15 protein-coding genes are annotated in these 16,915 nt (G+C 64.0%); 7 read left to right on the top strand and 8 right to left on the bottom strand.

What is annotated here, in order from left to right:
- Positions 1–122 precede the first annotated feature (122 nt).
- Positions 123–2,678: a bifunctional lysylphosphatidylglycerol flippase/synthetase MprF gene (mprF, locus tag PG887_RS08015; protein WP_270821441.1), complete on the top strand. Its 2,556-nt coding sequence runs from the start codon at positions 123–125 to the stop codon at positions 2,676–2,678.
- 10 nt (positions 2,679–2,688) lie between these two features.
- The gene (locus PG887_RS08010) at positions 2,689–3,402 is read left to right on the top strand and encodes an AcvB/VirJ family lysyl-phosphatidylglycerol hydrolase (RefSeq protein ID WP_270821440.1); all 714 of its coding nucleotides are present in this window, start codon (positions 2,689–2,691) and stop codon (positions 3,400–3,402) included.
- 92 nt (positions 3,403–3,494) lie between these two features.
- Here PG887_RS08010 and PG887_RS08005 read toward each other — a convergent pair whose 3' ends face one another.
- The 3 genes from PG887_RS08005 to PG887_RS07995 are packed head-to-tail and all read right to left on the bottom strand — an operon-like array spanning position 3,495 to position 6,294.
- Positions 3,495–4,265: an ABC transporter substrate-binding protein gene (locus tag PG887_RS08005; RefSeq protein ID WP_041211345.1), complete on the bottom strand. Its 771-nt coding sequence runs from the start codon at positions 4,263–4,265 to the stop codon at positions 3,495–3,497.
- 53 nt (positions 4,266–4,318) lie between these two features.
- Positions 4,319–5,134: a carbon-nitrogen hydrolase family protein gene (locus PG887_RS08000; protein WP_270821439.1), complete on the bottom strand. Its 816-nt coding sequence runs from the start codon at positions 5,132–5,134 to the stop codon at positions 4,319–4,321.
- 8 nt (positions 5,135–5,142) lie between these two features.
- The gene (locus PG887_RS07995) at positions 5,143–6,294 is read right to left on the bottom strand and encodes a methionine aminotransferase (RefSeq protein ID WP_270821438.1); all 1,152 of its coding nucleotides are present in this window, start codon (positions 6,292–6,294) and stop codon (positions 5,143–5,145) included.
- A 115-nt stretch (positions 6,295–6,409) separates the two neighbouring features.
- Here PG887_RS07995 and PG887_RS07990 point away from each other — a divergent pair, with 115 nt between their 5' ends.
- A complete protein-coding gene (locus tag PG887_RS07990) occupies positions 6,410–7,300 on the top strand; it encodes a LysR family transcriptional regulator (protein ID WP_103254854.1) in 891 nt (296 codons plus the stop codon).
- Between the two features lie 95 nt (positions 7,301–7,395).
- On the opposite strand, the gene araA is transcribed toward PG887_RS07990, so the two are convergent.
- Genes araA through PG887_RS07975 form a run of 3 tightly spaced genes read right to left on the bottom strand, consistent with a single transcriptional unit; the run spans position 7,396 to position 11,281 of the window.
- The gene (araA, locus tag PG887_RS07985) at positions 7,396–8,895 is read right to left on the bottom strand and encodes an L-arabinose isomerase (protein WP_010674472.1); all 1,500 of its coding nucleotides are present in this window, start codon (positions 8,893–8,895) and stop codon (positions 7,396–7,398) included.
- Between the two features lie 14 nt (positions 8,896–8,909).
- Positions 8,910–9,608 (bottom strand): L-ribulose-5-phosphate 4-epimerase, encoded by a 699-nt coding sequence (locus PG887_RS07980; RefSeq protein ID WP_010674473.1) that lies wholly within the window; start codon positions 9,606–9,608, stop codon positions 8,910–8,912.
- The gene (locus PG887_RS07975; protein WP_010674474.1) at positions 9,605–11,281 is read right to left on the bottom strand and encodes a ribulokinase; all 1,677 of its coding nucleotides are present in this window, start codon (positions 11,279–11,281) and stop codon (positions 9,605–9,607) included. The genes PG887_RS07980 and PG887_RS07975 overlap by 4 nt, the downstream gene beginning before the upstream one ends.
- Before the next feature lie 360 nt (positions 11,282–11,641).
- Between PG887_RS07975 and PG887_RS07970 the strand changes: the two genes are divergently transcribed.
- The 4 genes from PG887_RS07970 to araC all read left to right on the top strand — a co-directional run bounded on the left by PG887_RS07970 (position 11,642) and on the right by araC (position 16,282).
- On the top strand, positions 11,642–12,625 hold the full coding sequence (locus PG887_RS07970; RefSeq protein ID WP_010674475.1) for an arabinose ABC transporter substrate-binding protein: 984 nt from the start codon (positions 11,642–11,644) through the stop codon (positions 12,623–12,625).
- Positions 12,626–12,691: 66 nt separating this feature from the next.
- Positions 12,692–14,188: an L-arabinose ABC transporter ATP-binding protein AraG gene (gene araG, locus PG887_RS07965; protein ID WP_104455820.1), complete on the top strand. Its 1,497-nt coding sequence runs from the start codon at positions 12,692–12,694 to the stop codon at positions 14,186–14,188.
- A gap of 48 nt (positions 14,189–14,236) precedes the next feature.
- Complete coding sequence (gene araH / locus PG887_RS07960) at positions 14,237–15,238, top strand: L-arabinose ABC transporter permease AraH (protein WP_010674477.1); 1,002 nt, start codon at positions 14,237–14,239, stop codon at positions 15,236–15,238.
- A 132-nt stretch (positions 15,239–15,370) separates the two neighbouring features.
- Entirely contained in the window at positions 15,371–16,282 is a 912-nt protein-coding gene (araC, locus tag PG887_RS07955) for an arabinose operon transcriptional regulator AraC (RefSeq protein WP_104455821.1), read from the top strand.
- 68 nt (positions 16,283–16,350) lie between these two features.
- Here the strand turns inward: araC and ykgO are convergent, their stop codons facing one another.
- Together ykgO and PG887_RS07945 are read right to left on the bottom strand one after the other, a co-directional pair.
- Complete coding sequence (gene ykgO, locus PG887_RS07950) at positions 16,351–16,476, bottom strand: type B 50S ribosomal protein L36 (RefSeq protein ID WP_010674479.1); 126 nt, start codon at positions 16,474–16,476, stop codon at positions 16,351–16,353.
- The gene (locus tag PG887_RS07945; RefSeq protein ID WP_010674480.1) at positions 16,473–16,742 is read right to left on the bottom strand and encodes a type B 50S ribosomal protein L31; all 270 of its coding nucleotides are present in this window, start codon (positions 16,740–16,742) and stop codon (positions 16,473–16,475) included. Before PG887_RS07945 ends, ykgO begins: the two co-directional genes overlap by 4 nt.
- Positions 16,743–16,915 lie beyond the last annotated feature (173 nt).

The following is a 16,915-nucleotide window of genomic DNA, read 5'->3' as shown; positions in this document are numbered from 1 at the left end:
GGGATTGCCCCCGTGAACGTGCGGCGTCACGCGCCGCCTGTGGGGGAGTCACTCCGGGAGGGCGCCTTGTCCGCCCGCTTTCGGAGGCTCTCTTTCTCCACGCTTTTTGACAGGAATCTTGAATGCGGCGTCAGCTGTTGATCTGGATAGGCCCCCTGTGCAGCCTGCTGCTGCTGGGGGCGGCCTTGACCGTCCTCTATCATTTGACCCACCTGTGGCACTGGCACGACATCCGCCAGGCCATCTGGTCACAACCCTTGCCGCAGTTGGGGGGCGCCCTGCTGCTCACCCTGCTCAGCTATGGTTGCCTCTGCTGCTACGATCTGCTGGCCCTGAAGGTGCTGGAAAAACGCCTGCCCTGGCAGCAGGTGGGGATGACCTCCTTCATCGCCTACACCTTCTCCAACACCCTGGGCTTTGCGCTGCTCACCGGCTCCTCGGTACGCTACCGGCTCTACTCCTCCCTGGGGCTTGGCACCGGGGAGGTGGCCAGGGTAATCCTCTTTTGCTCCATCACCTTCTTCCTTGGTCTGCTGGGCTGGGGGGGCAGTGCCCTGCTGCTGGGGCAGGGGGCGGCCCTGCTGGTGGACTGGCCCCGCTGGGCGACCGGGTTGTTGCAACTGGCGGGGGGCCTGGCCCTGCTGACGGTGCTGGCGTATCTGGTGTGGCCGGGGACAGCCCTAGTCTGGCGCGGGCACCTGCTGTTCCTGCCGCGCATCAGATACCGCCTGCTGCAACTGCTCATCGCCCTGCTCGACTGGATGGCCGCCGCCGCCGTGCTCTATGTGCTGCTGCCATCGGGCAGCGTGCCCTATCCGGTGCTGCTCAGTGCCTTCGTGCTCTCCAGCCTGCTCGGGGTGCTGGCCCATGTGCCGGGGGGCATCGGGGTCTTCGAGGCGAGCATGAGCCTGCTGCTCACCCACTATCTGCCGGTGGACAAGCTGCTCGCCTCCCTGCTTATCTACCGCTGCGTCTACTACTTCCTGCCCTTCCTCTGTGCTCTGCTGCTGTTCGCAGGTCAGGAGCTGCTGCAACAGCGGGCCCGCCTGCACCGGTTGCAGGGGGTGATGATGGCGACCCGGGAGTTCGTGCCCGCCCTGGTGAGCATGGGCACCTTCGCGGCGGGCACCCTGCTGCTCTGCTCCGGGATGATCCCGACCATGAAGGGGCGGATTGAAGCCTTCCTGCAGGTGCTGCCCCTGCACTTGCTGGAGCTCTCCCATGTGCTCGGCAGTGTCAGCGGCGTGTTGCTGCTGTTGCTGGCCCACAGCCTCTACCGCCGTCATGACGGGGCATTCAGGATCACCCAGTGGCTGCTGGGGCTTGGCATGCTGTTCTCCCTATTCAAGGGGTTTGACTGGGAGTCGGCCCTGCTGCTCGGGGGCTTCTTGCTCATCATCACCCCCTGCCGCCCTCTCTTTTATCGCAAGGGTTCCCTGCTTCACGCCCGGTTCACCCCTTCCTGGCTGATGTCGGTGGGAGCCGTGCTGCTGGGGGCCTTGTGGTTGCTGCTCTTCTCCTACCGCCATGTGGAGTACGACCCTTCCCTCTGGCTGCACGTCTCGGCCCACGGACCCGGGGCCGCTTCCCGTGCCCTGCGCGCCATGGGGAGCGTCATCGGGGTGCTGGCGGTGGTCGGGGTGGCCCATCTGCTGGCCCCCTTGCGCCTGGCCGCCGGCAAGCCGGATGCCGAGGCGCTCTCCCGTGCCCATGGGCTGGTGATGCGGGCAGGGGGAGGCCACGGCTACCTGGCCCAGCTCGGGGACAAGTCCCTGCTGTTCCACCCCAGCGGCGAGGCCTTCCTCATGTACGGGGCCGAGGGCAGCAGCTGGATAGTGATGGGGGATCCCGTCGGCCAGCCCTCCCTCGTGGAGGAGCTGCTCTGGCAGTTTCGCGAGCGCTGTGACGAGCACGACGTCAGCCCGGTCTTCTACCAGGTGTCGGCCCGATATCTGCCTGTCTATCTGGATCTCGGGCTCATCCCCTTCAAGCTGGGGGAGGAGGCCATCGTGGATCTGCCGAGCTTCGATCTCACCGGCAGTCGCCTGCGCAACCTGCGCCAGAGCCATGCCAAGGGCAAGCGGGAAGGGCTGCGCTTCGAGGTGGTGGCTCCCGGTGAGATTGCCCCCCTGCTGCCCGAGTTGAAGGGGATCTCCGACAGCTGGCTGCACAGCAAGCAGGGCAGGGAGAAGGGCTTCTCCGTGGGCAGTTTCGATCCTGCCTACCTCACCCTCAACCCGATGGCGCTGGTGCGGCGGGAGGGACAGATCGTCGGGTTTGCCAACCTCTGGACCAGCGACAAAAAGGAGAGCCTCTCCATCGATCTGATGCGCTACAGCCTGGACACGGGGGCGGCGCCCGTCATGGATTTCCTGTTTGTCGAGCTCCTGCTGTGGGGCAAGCAGGAGGGTTATGCCAGCTTCAACCTGGGGATGGCCCCCATGTCAGGCTTCAACGACAACCCCCTCGGCGGTTACTGGGCCCGCCTTGGCAACACCCTGTTCACCCGGGGCAGCCGTTTCTACAACTTCCAGGGATTGCGGCGTTACAAGGAGAAGTTCGGCCCAAGGTGGGAGCCCCGCTACCTGCTCTGTACCGGTCATCTGGTGCTGCCCCGCACCCTGACTCACCTCGTCTCCCTCATCAGTCACGGCCCCTTCGGGCTCATGAAGAAATAGGAGTTGGCCCATGAGAGCCATGTTGTTGCTGTTGATTTGCTGTTTCGTCTCCTCGTTCACCCTCCCGGCGGTGGCCGCCCAGCCGGGCCGGGTCGGTGCGGATCTGGGGCTGGTGGAGTTGCCCGTGGCACAAGCCTCGTCTTCCCCCATGGTGGTCTTCATGAGCGGGGATGGCGGCTGGGCGGCGCTGGACAAGGGGCTCAGCGCCCAGTTGCAGGCCCACGGCATGCCGGTGGTGGGCTGGAGCTCGCTCTCCTATTACTGGAAGAAGAAGACGCCGGAGCAGGCGACGGCGGATCTGGTGCGCATCCTCACCGAGTACCAGTCCCGTTGGGGGCGCCAGCGCTGGTTGCTGGTGGGTTTCTCCTTTGGTGCCGAGATAGTGCCCTTCGTCATCAATCGTCTGCCGCAGGCCTATCGCGACAGCCTGGCGGGGGCCGTGATGCTCTCCCCCTCGACGGCGTCGGATTTCGAGATCCACGTCAGCGACATGGTGGTGCACGACAAGGGGGGCCGCTATCCCACCCTGCCGGAGGTGACACGGATCCAGACTCTGCCGCTGCTCTGCGTGCAGGGCGCGGAGGATGACTCCCCGGTCAAACTCTGTCCGCGCTTGCAGCAGCCGAACGTGACGACGGTGACTCTGCCGGGCTCCCACCACTTCGACGACAACTACCAGACCCTGTACCAGCAGATTGCCGGGCACCTGGGCCTGGCCCAATAACGGCGAGAGGCCGGGAAAACGACACAGGGCGGCCAATGGCCGCCCTGTTGCCATGGCCCCTTGCAACTGTCCAGGGGGCCGACATGCCGGGATCAGAGCAGATCTTCGAGCTGGTACTTCTTGAGCAGGGTGTTGAAGGTGCCGTCGGCCTTGACGCTCTCGATGGCGGCATCGAAGCGGGCCTTGAGCTTGTCATCGTGCTTGCGAAGGGCCACCGCCACCCCTTCTCCTAGGATCTTGTCCTGGGTGCCGTTGAACTGGGGACCGACGAAGGCGAACTGCTTGCCCATCTCCTTGTCGAGGAAGCCCACCTTCAACTGCACCATGTTGCCGAAGGTGTAGTCGGCGCGGCCGGACTGCAGATCCAGCATGGGGGACTGGGCATTGACGTAGCGCTTGATCTTGGCCACCTCGCCATAGCGGGCGGTGACGAAGTTGTCCTGGGGGGTGCCCTCCTGCACCGCGATCACCTTGCCCTTGAAGTGGGCCGGATCGTCTGCAAAGTCGGCCGCCTTGTCGCTGCGCCCCACGAAGCGGTTCTGCATCATGTAGTAGACCTGGCTGAAGTCCACTTTCTGGCGCCGCTCGTCGGTGATGTTCATGGAGGACATGATGGCGTCGTACTTGCGCACCTGCAGGCCGGGCAGCAGGGCATCCCAGGGCTGGTTGATCACCTCGCACTCGGTCTTCATGGCCGCGCACAGGGCATAGGCGAGATCAACCTCGAAGCCGCCGAGCTGGCCGTTGCTGTCGACCATCTCGAAGGGGGGATAGGTGGCGTCGGTGGCGATCACCAGGGGTTTGGCGGCGGCCTGGCCGGCGGTGGCCAGGGCCATCAGCATCATCAGTGTGTTGAGTTTCATGGTCAGTCCCTTGAAGTGTGGTGTCATTCCTAGCGTGCTAAAGGGTGCCGGCCTCAAGGGCCGACGGCTATCTTGCGATGGGTGAGGGCCGGCAACTGGCTGCGCACCGTGCGCTGTGCTGCCAGATCCAGGGTGGCGATGGCCATGCCCTGACCCTCCTCTACCTGGGCCAGTATCCGGCCCCAGGGATCGATGATCATGCTGTGGCCGAAGGTGCGCCGCCCACCGGGGTGGTGTCCCCCCTGGGCACTGGCAAACACGAAGGCCAGGTTCTCTACCGCACGGGCCCGCAGCAGCAGCGCCCAGTGCGCGAGCCCGGTGGTGTGGGTGAAGGCCGCGGGCAGGGCGATGAAATCGGGGGCGGGCCCCAGGCGAAACAGCTCCGGGAAGCGCAGGTCGTAGCAGATCCCGAGGCGCAGCACGCCCCAAGGCAGGGGATGGCTCACCACCTCCCGGCCCGGGGTCATGGTCGCGGCCTCGTCATACTGCTCCTGCCCGGTGCAAAAGCCAAACAGGTGCAGCTTGTCGTAGCGGCTTGCGAGCTGCCCTTGCGGGTCGATGAGCAGGCTGCTGTTGTGCATCTTGCCGGGCTCGTGGCTGGCAAGCGGCAATGTACCGGCCAGGATCCAGACGCCGATCTCCCGGGCCAGCCCCTGTACCCAGGCAAGCAGGGGGTGATTGCCAACGGGGGCGGCCAGGGCCACCCGCGCCCGCTCATCGACCGGCATCAGGTAGAAATATTCGGGCAGCAGGGCCAGCTCGGCCCCCTCGGCCGCCGCCTGACGCAGCAACGCTTCGGCCTGGGCCAGGTTGTGGTCAAGGTCATCCCCGGAGACCATCTGAAGGACGGCAACGCGCAGTGAATCCATGGTGCCCCCTAGACGGCGCACAGGCGCTCGGCGCCCGCCAGCAGGGTGTCGTCATCCTTGGAGAAGGAGAGGCGGATGACCCGCTGATCCGTGCCGTCGTGATAGAAGGCGGAGACCGGAATGGTGGCGACCCCGTGATCGCGGATGAGCCGCTGCACGAACAGGCTGTCCGGCTCGTCGCTTACCCGCTCATAGCTCGCCAGCATGAAGAAGCTGCCCGCCGAGGGGAGCAGGGTCAGGCGCGAACCGGCCAGGGCCGAGGCGAGCAGGTCACGCTTGCGCTGGTAGAAGGCTGCCAGCCCCTGATAGTGGGCCGGTTGCTGCAACAGGTGGGCGAAGCCGTACTGCATGGGGGTGTCGGCGGCGAACATGGCGAACTGGTGCACCTTGCGGATCTCCTCCATCAGGGGACGGGGAGCCACGCAGTAGCCCACCCGCCAGCCGGTGACGTGGAAGGTCTTGCCGAAGGAGAAGACGGCGACGGAGCGCTCCACCAGCTCCGGATAGCGGATGACGCTCTGGTGCAGGGCGCCGTCGAACACCACGTGCTCGTACACCTCGTCCGAGAGGATCAGGATGTCGGTGCCGCGCACCAGGCGGGCGAGGCGCTCCTGATCCCCTGCCTGCCAGACGGTGCCGGTGGGGTTGTGGGGGGTGTTGAGCACTATCATGCGGGTGCGGGGGGTGATGCGGGCGGCCACCTCGTCCCAGGGAATGGCGAAATCCGGCGCCTTGAGGGCGATCACCACAGGGGTGGCTCCCTGCAACTGGATCATGGGGCGGTAGCTGTCAAACGCCGGCTCGAACATGATCACCTCGTCGCCGGGGTGAACCAGGGCGGTGATGGCGCAGAACAGGGCTTCGCTGGCGCTGGCGGTGATGGTGATCTCCTCGCCCGCGTCATAGTGATGGCCGTAGCTGGCTGCAATCTTGGCCACCAGTTGTTCGCGCAGGGCAGGCAGCCCCGTCATGGGGGCGTACTGGTTTTCACCGGCCAGCATGGCCTCGTGGGTCACCCGGATGAGCTCGGGATCGCAGGGGAAGCTCGGCGCCCCCTGGGAGAGGTTGATGCTGGGGTGGCGGGCGGCCAGATCCCCGATCACGGTGAAGATGGTGGTGCCCACCTGGGGCAGTTTGCTGGAAACCTGGGGGATGGACATGGGGCCGTCACCTGCGTGTGTGAAAGAGGTCCCTTTTTAGCCCCCCCAAGGCTTGCCGGACAACGGATTATTCGGCATGGTACGCATGAGTTTTTCTCAAGCATGGAGGCTTGTCATGTTGTCTACCCAGCCGCGTACTCAGTTGCCTCTCTATGGCCTGCAGGTCTTCGAGTGTTCTGCCCGCCACCTGAGTTTTACCCTGGCCGCCGACGAGCTGTGCGTGAGCCAGGGGGCGGTGAGCAAGCAGATCGCCCAGCTGGAGGCGCGCCTGGGCCACCTGTTGTTCGTGCGCGGCACCCGTTGCCTCACCTTGACCCCCGCCGCCGAGCGGCTGCTGCCTTTCGTTCGTGAAGGGCTGGCCCGCATGGGGGAGGGGCTCAGCGCCTTGCAGGCCCTGCCCCACGAACAGGCCATCAGCATCAAGGTGCCCTCCTGCGCCAGCCGCTGGCTGCTGCGGCGGTTGCAGGCGTTCGAGGGGGAGGCGGTGGAGGTGCGTGGCAGCCACAGCCATGGCATCGACTTCTCCCGGGAGCCCTTCGATCTCGCCATCGTCTACCAGCCCTGCCTGGGGCGCTATCCCCACAGCCAGCCCCTGTTTCGGGAACGGCTGACCCCGGTCTGCGCCCCGGCGTTTGCTGCCAAGCATCGTCTGTTCGAGCGCGACCTGAACGAGCTGCCCCTGCTGCCCCTCATCCATGCCAGCGCCGATAGGCGGGACTGGCGCAACTGGTTTGCCGCCTTCCTCGACATCCCCTGGCAGCCCCAGGGGGGGCAGCTGTTCGATACCCTGGACTTGGCGATGAATGCCGCCTTGCAGGGGTTTGGCCTCTCTCTCGGGGATCCCACCATAGTGGCCGAGGAGCTGGAGAGCGGCGCCCTGGTCGCTCCCTTTGCCCCCGTGCTGGAGACGGATCACGAATACGCCCTGATCGCCCGGCCCGACAGCCAGCGCCACGGGGTGCAGCGAGTCTGTCACTGGCTGCTGGAGGGGGAGGGTCATCCCTGAGGGACGCGAAATGAAACAGCCCCGCGGGCGGGGCTGTTGTCAGGTGAATACCATCTCCATACAGTCATGGTGATGGCCGCTGGCCGATTAAAGGGTCACTGGCAGATCTTGTAGTAGACCTCGTTCCAGCGCAGTTGCTCCTTGAGCGCGGGGATGCGGGTGTGCTCGTCGATGACCACAAACTCGATACCCATGATGTCGGCGAAGGTGCGCAGCTGCTCGATGTCCACCGCCTGGGTGAACACCGAGTGGTGGGCGGCGCCCGCCAGGATCCAGGCCTCGGCGCTGGTCTGCAGGTCCGGCAGGGGTTTCCACAGGGCGCTGGCCACCGGGAGTTTCGGCATGGCCTCTGGCAGGTCCACCACTTCCAGCTGATTGACCACCAGGCGGAAGCGGTTGCCGAGATCGATGAGGCTGGCGTTGACCGCCTTGCCCGCCGGGGCCGCGAACAGCAGGCGGGCCGGATCGGCCTTCTTGCCTATGCCTAAGTGCTGGGCGTCCAGCACGGGTTTGCCTGCGGCGATGGAGGGGCAGACCTCCAGCATGTGGGCCCCCAGCACCAGGTTGTTGCCCGCTTCCAGATGGTAGGTGTAGTCCTCCATGAAGGAGGCACCCCCCGCAAGGCCATATCCCATCACTTTCAGGGTGCGCAAGAGGGCCGCTGTCTTCCAGTCCCCTTCTGCCCCAAATCCGAAGCCTTGCTCCATCAGACGCTGGCAGGCGAGGCCCGGCAGCTGGTGCAGACCATAGAGATCTTCGAAGGTGGTGGTGAAAGCGCCAAAGCCGCCGTCGGTGAGGAACTTCTTCATCCCCAGCTCCTGGCGCGCCGCCTCGTACAAGGAGGCACGCAGCGGCCCACCCGCCAGCACCGCCTCGGTCAGGGTGTAGGTCGCTTCATATTCGGCCAGCAGCGCCTCGATGTCGCTCTCGGGCACGGCATCGATCACCTTGACCAGATCGCCGACCGGGTGGTAGTTCACCTGATAGCCGAACTGGATCTGGGCCTCAATCTTGTCGCCCTCGGTGACCGCCACGTTGCGCATGTTGTCGCCAAAACGGGCGATCTTGAGGTGGCGGCTGTCGTGGATGGCGGCGGCGATGCGCATCCAGTTGCCAATCTTCTGTCTGGCCTCTTCATCTTGCCAGTGACCCACCACCACGGTGCGCGGCAGCCGCAGGCGGGCCCCCATGAAGCCGAACTCGCGCCCGCCGTGGGCGGTCTGGTTCAGGTTCATGAAGTCCATGTCGATCTCGCTCCAGGGGAGATCCCGGTTGAACTGGGTGTGAAATTGCAGCAGGGGCTTTTGCAACTGGCTCAGCGCCGGGATCCACATCTTGGCGGGGGAGAAGGTGTGCATCCACACCATGAGCCCGGCGCAGCGCTCGTCGTGGTTGGCATCCCGGGCCACCGCGCTGATTTCATCCAGGGTGGTACCGGTGGGTTTGAGCACTATCTTGAGGGGCAGGTTCGCCCCCTCGTTGAGCTGGCTGGCGATGGTGTGGGCGTGATCGGCCACCTGCTTCAATGTGGTGGCGCCATACAGGTGCTGGCTGCCGACCAGGAACCACACTTCCAGCTGTTTCATCAATTCCATGAGTTTGTCCTCTTTTAGGCTTTTGTCTGGCCGTAATAGGCGTGTTTGCCATGCTTGCGCTGGTAGTGCTTCTCCAGCAGGTAATCGGGCAGGGGGCGGGCCCCTGGGTTGATCTGGCCGGTGAGCCAGGCCATGCGGGCCACCTCTTCCAGCACCACGGCGTTGTGCACTGCATCCTCGGCGCTCTTGCCCCAGCTGAAGGGGCCGTGGTTGGCCACCAGCACCCCCGGCATGGTGAGGATGGGGGTCTGCTTGAGGGTTTCGACGATGAGATGACCGGTCAGCCCCTCGTAATCCTCCTCCACTTCGCCCGGGGTGAGCAGGCGGGAGCAGGGGATCTCGCCGTGGAAGTAGTCGGCCTGGGTGGTGCCGAAAATGGGGATGGGACGCCCCGCCTGGGCCCAGGCGGTGGCATGGGTGGAGTGGGTGTGCACCACGCCGCCAAGCTCCGGATAGGCGCGATAGAGCACCAGGTGGGTGGCGGTGTCGGAGGAGGGGCGAAGGTCCCCCTCCACCTGCTTGCCCGCCAGATCCAGCACCACCATGTCCTCGACCCGCATCCGCTCATAGCTGACGCCGCTTGGCTTTATCACCACCAGATTGCGCTCTCGGTCGATGCCGCTCACGTTGCCCCAGGTGAAGGTCACCAGGCCATGGCGCGGCAGATCCAGATTGGCGGCGAGCACCTGATCCTTGAGGGTCTTGAGGTTCATGCCGGCACCCCCCGGTTGTAGAGCGGTTCGGCGGCGGCGCCCCAGGCGAGGTAGCGCTGGTAGAGGCGTTCATACTCGGCGACCCGCTCGGGGTGTGGCTGGTGGGTGCGCTCCACGGCGCTCGCCATGTGGTGCTGGGCCTTGGCCACATCGGCGTGGATCCCGGCCGCCACGGCGGCAAAGATGGCCGCCCCCAGGGCGCAGCACTGATCCGAGGCCACCACCTGGATAGGCCTGTTCATCACGTCGGCGCAGGTCTGCATCACGGTGGTGGACTTGCGGGCGATGCCGCCAAGGGCGATCACCTGCTCCACCGGCACCTGCTGACTGGTCATGCACTCCATGATGCTGCGGGCACCGAAGGCGGTGGAGGCCACCAGGGCACCGAAGAGATCGGGGGCATCGGTGCCGAGGTTGATCCCCGTGAGGGTGCCCTGCAGGCGCTGGTTGGCATAGGGGGTGCGTCGGCCGTTGAACCAGTCGAGCACCACCGGCAGGTGCGCCAGGTCGCGCTGCTGATCCCAGGCGGCGGCGAGGCTGGGTAACAGGGCCTGCTTGTGGCGCTCGATGGCGGTGCGAAGCTCCGGATACTGGGCGGCGAGGCTGTCCAGGGGCCAGCCGAGCTGGCGCTGATACCAGGCATAGATGTCACCGAACGCGGACTGTCCTGCCTCCAGCCCCACCATGCCCGGCACCACGCTGCCGTCTACCTGGCCGCAGATCCCGGCAATGGCCCGATCACCTATGGTGGCCTCATCTGCGATCAGGATGTCGCAGGTGGAGGTGCCTATCACCTTCACCAGCGCATTGTTGCCGGCCCCGGCTCCCACCGCCCCCATGTGGCAGTCAAAGGCGCCGCCGGCGATCACCACCTCGCAGGAGAGGTGCAGCCGCTCCGCCCACTCCGGGGTCAGAGTGCCGACCGGGAGATCGGCGGTCCAGCTGCCGGTAAAGAGGGGGAAGTCGAGATCCTCCGTCAGCAGGGGATCCAGGGCATTGAGGAAGTCGGCGGGCGGCAGGCCGCCCCAGCTCGGGTGCCAGAGGGACTTGTGGCCGGCGGCACAGCGCCCGCGCTTGAGGGTGGCCGGGGCCTGGGTGCCGCTCAGGACGGCGGGGACCCAGTCACACAGCTCGACCCAGTTGCAGGCGGCGGCGCGCACGGCGGCATCGGCGCGGGAGACGTGCAGGATCTTGGCCCAGAACCACTCGGAGGAGTAAATGCCGCCGATGTAGCGGCTGTAGTCGGGGAACTGGCCGCCGTGGCACAGGGCGGTGATGGCCTCCGCCTCCTCGATGGCGGTGTGATCCTTCCACAGCACGAACATGGCGTTGGGGTTGTCGGCAAACTCCGGACGCAGGGCCAGCACGCGCCCCTCTCTGTCGATGGGGGCGGGGGTGGAGCCGGTGCTGTCCACCCCGATGCCGCGCACGGCGGTGCGCTGACTCGGCGTGAGCTGGCTCACCACCGCCACCACTGCCTGCTCCATGGACTCCAGATAGTCGAGGGGGTGGTGGCGGAACTGGTTGTTGACCGGTTGGCAGTAGTGGCCTGCCTGCCAGCGCGGGTAATAGACGACATGGGTCGCCAGCTCGGCGCCGTCCTGGCAGCGCACGGCGAGTGCCCTGACCGAGTCGCTGCCGAAATCGAGTCCGATGACGATGTGCTCAGACATAAGTGCTCCTGACCATCAATGAGGGGTGACTGGGGGGAACCATAGGAGATGGGCAGGAGGGGCGGTTAGCCATTGGCTGCTGGAAATATGGATTTTAACGCTGTCAGTGCGACAGGGTGACGGCTCTCTAAAATTCAATATGTGACGAAATTGCTAATTATATAGACGAAATGGCTGCAATCTCATGGCGTGATCCTGCTCTCCATTTTTAATTGTGAAAACGATTACAACTTGGTTCGCTCAATCAGCAACAACAATAACGTCCTGTTTAAGCATGTTTTTATATGGCTGCGACTTGATTGACTCAACGAGCAGCACTGCGTGGATACATGGATTGATAGAACCGTTGGAGACATTCGCATGAACAAAATCGTTAAAGGCATGATCGCGATGGGGTTCGCCCTTGGTATGGCAAATTCTGCTTTCTCGGCCGAAGCGCTGAAGCTGGGCTACCTGGTCAAGCAGCCCGAGGAGCCCTGGTTCCAGACCGAGTGGAACTTCGCCGACAAGGCGGGCAAGGAACTGGGCTTCGAGGTGATCAAGATAGCCGTCCCCGACGGGGAGAAGACCCTCAATGCCATCGACAGTCTGGCGGCGAATGGCGCCAAGGGCTTCGTCATCTGTACCCCTGATCCCAAACTCGGTGCCGCCATCATGGCCAAGGCCAACAGCATGGATCTGAAGGTCATCACGGTGGATGACCAGTTCGTCAACGCCAAGGGCCAGCCCATGGAGCAAGTGCCCCTGGTGATGATGGCCGCCACCAAGATTGGCGAGCGTCAGGGTCAGGAGCTCTACAAGGAGATGCAAAAGCGCCAGTGGGACGTAAAGGCGACCGGGGTGCTCGCCATCACCGCCGACGAGCTCGACACCGCCCGTCGCCGGGTCGAGGGCTCCCTAGGCGCGCTCAAGGCCGCCGGTTTCCCCGAGGGCCAGATCTTCCGCGCGCCCACCAAGAGCAACGACATTCCGGGGGCGCTGGATGCCGCCAACTCCATGCTGGTGCAACACCCCGAGGTCAAGAACTGGCTCATCGTCGGCATGAATGACAACACCGTGCTCGGCGGCGTGCGCGCTACCGAAGGGCAGGGCTTCAAGGCGGAGAACGTCATCGGCATCGGTATCAACGGGGTGGATGCGGTGAACGAGCTCTCCAAGTCCAGCGCCACCGGCTTCCTCGGCTCCCTGCTGCCCAGCCCGGACGTACACGGCTACAAGAGCATCCAGATGCTCCATGACTGGGTCGTCAACGGCGCCGAGCCTGCCAAGTTCACCGAGGTGACCGACGTGGTACTCATCACCCGCGACAACTTCAAGGCCGAGCTGCAAAAGAAAGGGCTGTGATCCCCATCCCTTGATACCCATGCCGGCATGGCGGAGTGCGCCGTGCCGGCTGGCTGGAGTCATCTCATGAATCAAGTTCCATATCTGGAGTTTTGCGGCATCAGCAAGGAGTTTCCCGGCGTCAAGGCGCTGCAGAACGTCTCCTTCGCCTGCCAGCAGGGCACGGTACACGCGCTGATGGGAGAGAACGGGGCCGGCAAGTCCACCCTGCTCAAGATCCTGAGCGGTTTTCAGGCGCCCACCCGCGGGGTGGTGAAGCTGGCGGGTCAGGAGAAAGTGTTCCAAAACACGGTCGATGCCCTTGAGAGCGGGATCGCCATCATCTATCAGGAGCTGCACCTGGTCCCTGAAATGAGCGTGGCGGAGAACATCTACCTGGGGCAGTTGCCGACCCGGCGCGGCGTCATCGATCGGGAGAAGCTCTATCAGGATGCGGCCAGGCAGCTGGCACGCCTCGGCATGGACGTCTCCCCCGAGACGCCGCTCAAGTACCTGTCCCTGGGTCAGTGGCAGATGGTGGAGATCGCCAAGGCCCTGACCCGGGACGCCAGCATCATCGCCTTCGACGAGCCGACCAGCAGCCTGTCGTCCCGCGAGATTGAGCAGCTGTTTCGGGTCATCCGCCAGTTGCGGGATGAGGGCAAGGTCATTCTCTACGTCTCCCATCGCATGGACGAGATCTTCGCCCTGTGCGATGCCATCACGGTGTTCAAGGATGGCCAGTTCGTGCGCACCTTCGCCTCCATGGCCGAGGTGGACCGGGATCTGCTGGTCAAGACCATGGTGGGGCGCGAGCTGACCGACATTTATGGCTACAGCCCAAGGCCGCTTGGTGAGACGGGCCTCAAGGTGGAGCACCTGATGGGGCCCGGCCTCAAGGCGCCGGTGTCGCTCGAGGTGAAACGCGGGGAGATCCTCGGCATCTTCGGGCTGGTGGGGGCCGGGCGCAGCGAGCTGATGAAGCTTATCTTCGGCGCCGAGACACCTCGAGGGGGCGAGATAGCGGTGTTTGGCAAACAGGTGGTCATTCAGAGCCCCATCGACGCCATTCGCAGCGGCATCATGCTCTGCACCGAAGACAGGAAGGCGCTTGGCATCATCCCCATCCATTCGGTGCAGGAGAACATCAACATCAGCGCCCGCCGCCACCACGCGTGGGGAGGCTTCTGGATCAACCAGCAGTGGGAAGACGAGAACGCGAGGCTGCGGATCCGCGACATGCGGGTCAAGACCCCGTCTCCCCAGCAGGCCATCATGAACCTCTCCGGCGGCAACCAGCAGAAGGCCATTCTGGGGCGTTGGCTGTCGGAAGACATGAAAGTGATCCTGCTCGATGAACCGACCCGGGGCATCGACGTCGGGGCGAAGAACGAGATTTACAACGTGATTTACGATCTGGCCAAGGTGGGCATTGCCGTGGTGGTGGTCTCGAGCGAGCTGCCGGAGGTGCTGGGCATCGCGGATCGGATCCTGGTCATGCGGGAGGGGGAGATCGCCGGAGAGCTTTCCCATGACGAGGCCAACGAGGTCAAGGCGCTCAATCTGGCCATGCCGGCCCGTTGATCTGCTGACCGCAACGAGATAGCACCCGGAATTTTCAGGAGAAATACCATGACAACAACGACCTCGGTCGGCCAAGCCGCCAACGACACCGCGGCGAGCGGTACCCGCCTGCAACTGACCCGCATCTGGGATCAGTACGGCATGCTGGTGATCTTCGCCATCCTGTTCCTGCTCGCCTGCGTGCTGGTCCCCAACTTCGCAAGCCTTATCAACATGCGGGGGCTCGGGCTTGCCGTCTCCATGTCGGGCATGGTGGCCTGCGGCATGCTGTTCTGCCTCGCCTCCGGCGAGTTCGACATGTCGGTGGGCTCAGTGGTGGCCTGCTCCGGGGTTGCCTGTGCGGTGGGCATCAACGCCACCGAGAGCATCCCCCTCGGCATTCTGGCCGGTCTCTCGGTGGGCCTTGTCTTTGGCCTCATCAACGGTATCGTCGTTGCCAAATTCAAGATCAACGCCCTCATCACCACCCTTGCCACCATGCAGATGGCGCGCGGGGTGGGATACATCATTTCCGACGGCAAGGCAGTGGGCATCGTGGAGGAGGGCTTCTTCGAGCTTGGCAACTCCGCCCTGCTCGGCATCCCGACGCCCATCTGGCTGACGGCGGTCTGCTTCGTGTTGTTCGGTCTGCTGCTCAACAAGACCACCTTCGGGCGCAATACCCTGGCCATGGGGGGTAACGAGGAGGCGGCACGTCTGGCCGGGGTCAACGTGGTGCGCACCAAGATCATCATCTTCACCATGACCGGGCTCATCGCCTCGCTCGCCGGCATCATCCTCGCATCCCGCATGACCTCGGGTCAGCCCATGACCTCCATCGGCTTCGAGCTGGTGGTGATCTCCGCCTGCGTGCTGGGTGGGGTCTCAATGAAGGGGGGGATCGGCAAGATCTCCTACATCATCGCCGGGGTGCTGATCCTGGGGCTGATGGAGAACGCCATGAACCTGCTCAACATCTCCCCGTTTGCCCAGTACGTGGTGCGTGGCCTCATCCTGCTCGCCGCCGTGCTGTTCGACCGCTACAAGCAGGTGCGCAAAGCCCGTATCTGAGCGATGTGTTTCCTCGTCACCGGGCCGGCCTCGCGTCGGCCCGGTGTTTTCCCCGGCAAGCTGTGAGCCAGTTCAACAATTTCACAACGAACAGCTTGCGAACATAGGGGGTTCCTACGCCGGATCTCTACAATGGCCCATGTCGACTTTTTTACCGAAACCCTGTTTTCCGCCATGTCCTCGATGCAAAAAGAGAAGCCGAAACAACTCAATCCCCTGCTGCCTGGCTACGCCTTCGACGTCTTCCTGGTCTCGGGGATGACTCCCATCGAGCAAGGGAGCGCGCTGGATTTCACCATCGACAGGCCCCACGGCATGAAGGGGTTCATCGTCAATCTGACCATCAAGGGCAAGGGACAGATCTTTCAGGGGGACAAGGCCTTCACCGTGGAACCCGGCGACCTGCTGCTCTTTCCACCAGCGGCGGTGCACCATTACGGCCGGGCGCCGGATGCCCGAGAGTGGTATCACCGCTGGGTCTATTTCCGGCCGCGGGCCTATTGGGCTGACTGGCTCAAGTGGCCCCAGGTGACGGAGCAGGTGGGGCGACTGCAACTGGCGGACAACCAGCTGCTCACCGAATTCGACGCCCTCTTCCTCGACATCGAGGAGACCCACAAGCAGCTGCGGCCCATGTCGGAGCAACTGGCCATGAACCTCTTGGAGCGGTTGCTCATCCGCTGCTACGAGGCATCGTCCCAGAATGCCTATCCAGCCATCGATCACCGGGTCCACGAGGCGTGCCAGCTCCTGAGCGAGTCCCTCTCGGCTGAGATCTCGGTGGAAGCGCTGGCGGAGCAGGTGTTCTTGTCCCCCTCGCGCCTCGCGCACCTGTTTCGCGAGCAGGTGGGGGTGAGCATAGTGCGCTGGCGTGAGGATCAGCGCATCATGCGGGCCAAGCTGCTGCTGCAGACCACGCCGCTGTCGGTCGCCACCATAGGCCAGCAGGTGGGCTATGACGATCAGCTCTACTTCTCGCGGGTGTTCCGAAAGCGGGTAGGGGTCAGCCCCACCGAGTACCGCAAGTGCGCCACCCCGCTGTGAGCAGAGCCCAGAGATGACAAAGCCCTCATGACGAGGGCTTTTGTTATCCATGAGGGGCGGATGCGCAATCAGCCCTGACGAGCCTTGAACCTGGGATTGCTCTTGCAGATGACGAACAACTTGCCGCGCCGACGCACGATCTGGCAGTCCGGGTGACGCGACTTGGCGGATTTCAGGGAGGCGAGGACTTTCATTGTTTCTCTTTTCCTTTGCTGAAGAACTGACCGAATCGCTGGCCGAAGCGAGCGACCTGACCTTCCTTGCCGACCTGCTTCTGTTTGCCGGTATAGAAGGGGTGGGACGCGCTGGAGACATCCAGCGTCACATAGGGGTAGGTGTTGCCATCTTCCCACTCTCTGGTGCGATCGGTGGCCAGCGTGGAGCCGATCAGAAAGTAGGTATTGCTGGCGAGATCGCGGAACAGAACCTTGCGGTATTCAGGGTGAATATGGGGGCGCATGATTGCCTCTTTTGTTATGTTATAACAAGAGATGGATAATGCGATGGATGAGAATCAATATCAACTGTTTTTTCCATGATGACAGCGATGGGGGAAAATCGGGGCCGTTCGGCTGCACATCGTCAGCGAGAAGGTGTGAGCGGTGAGGGCCTATGTGCAGCCACCATCTTTAC

The sequence above is a fragment of the Aeromonas sp. QDB14 genome (assembly GCF_027707845.1).
Classification (GTDB): domain Bacteria; phylum Pseudomonadota; class Gammaproteobacteria; order Enterobacterales; family Aeromonadaceae; genus Aeromonas; species Aeromonas caviae.
The sequence above is the reverse complement of the archived record's forward strand: the minus strand, read 5'-3'. Positions and strand labels throughout refer to the sequence as shown.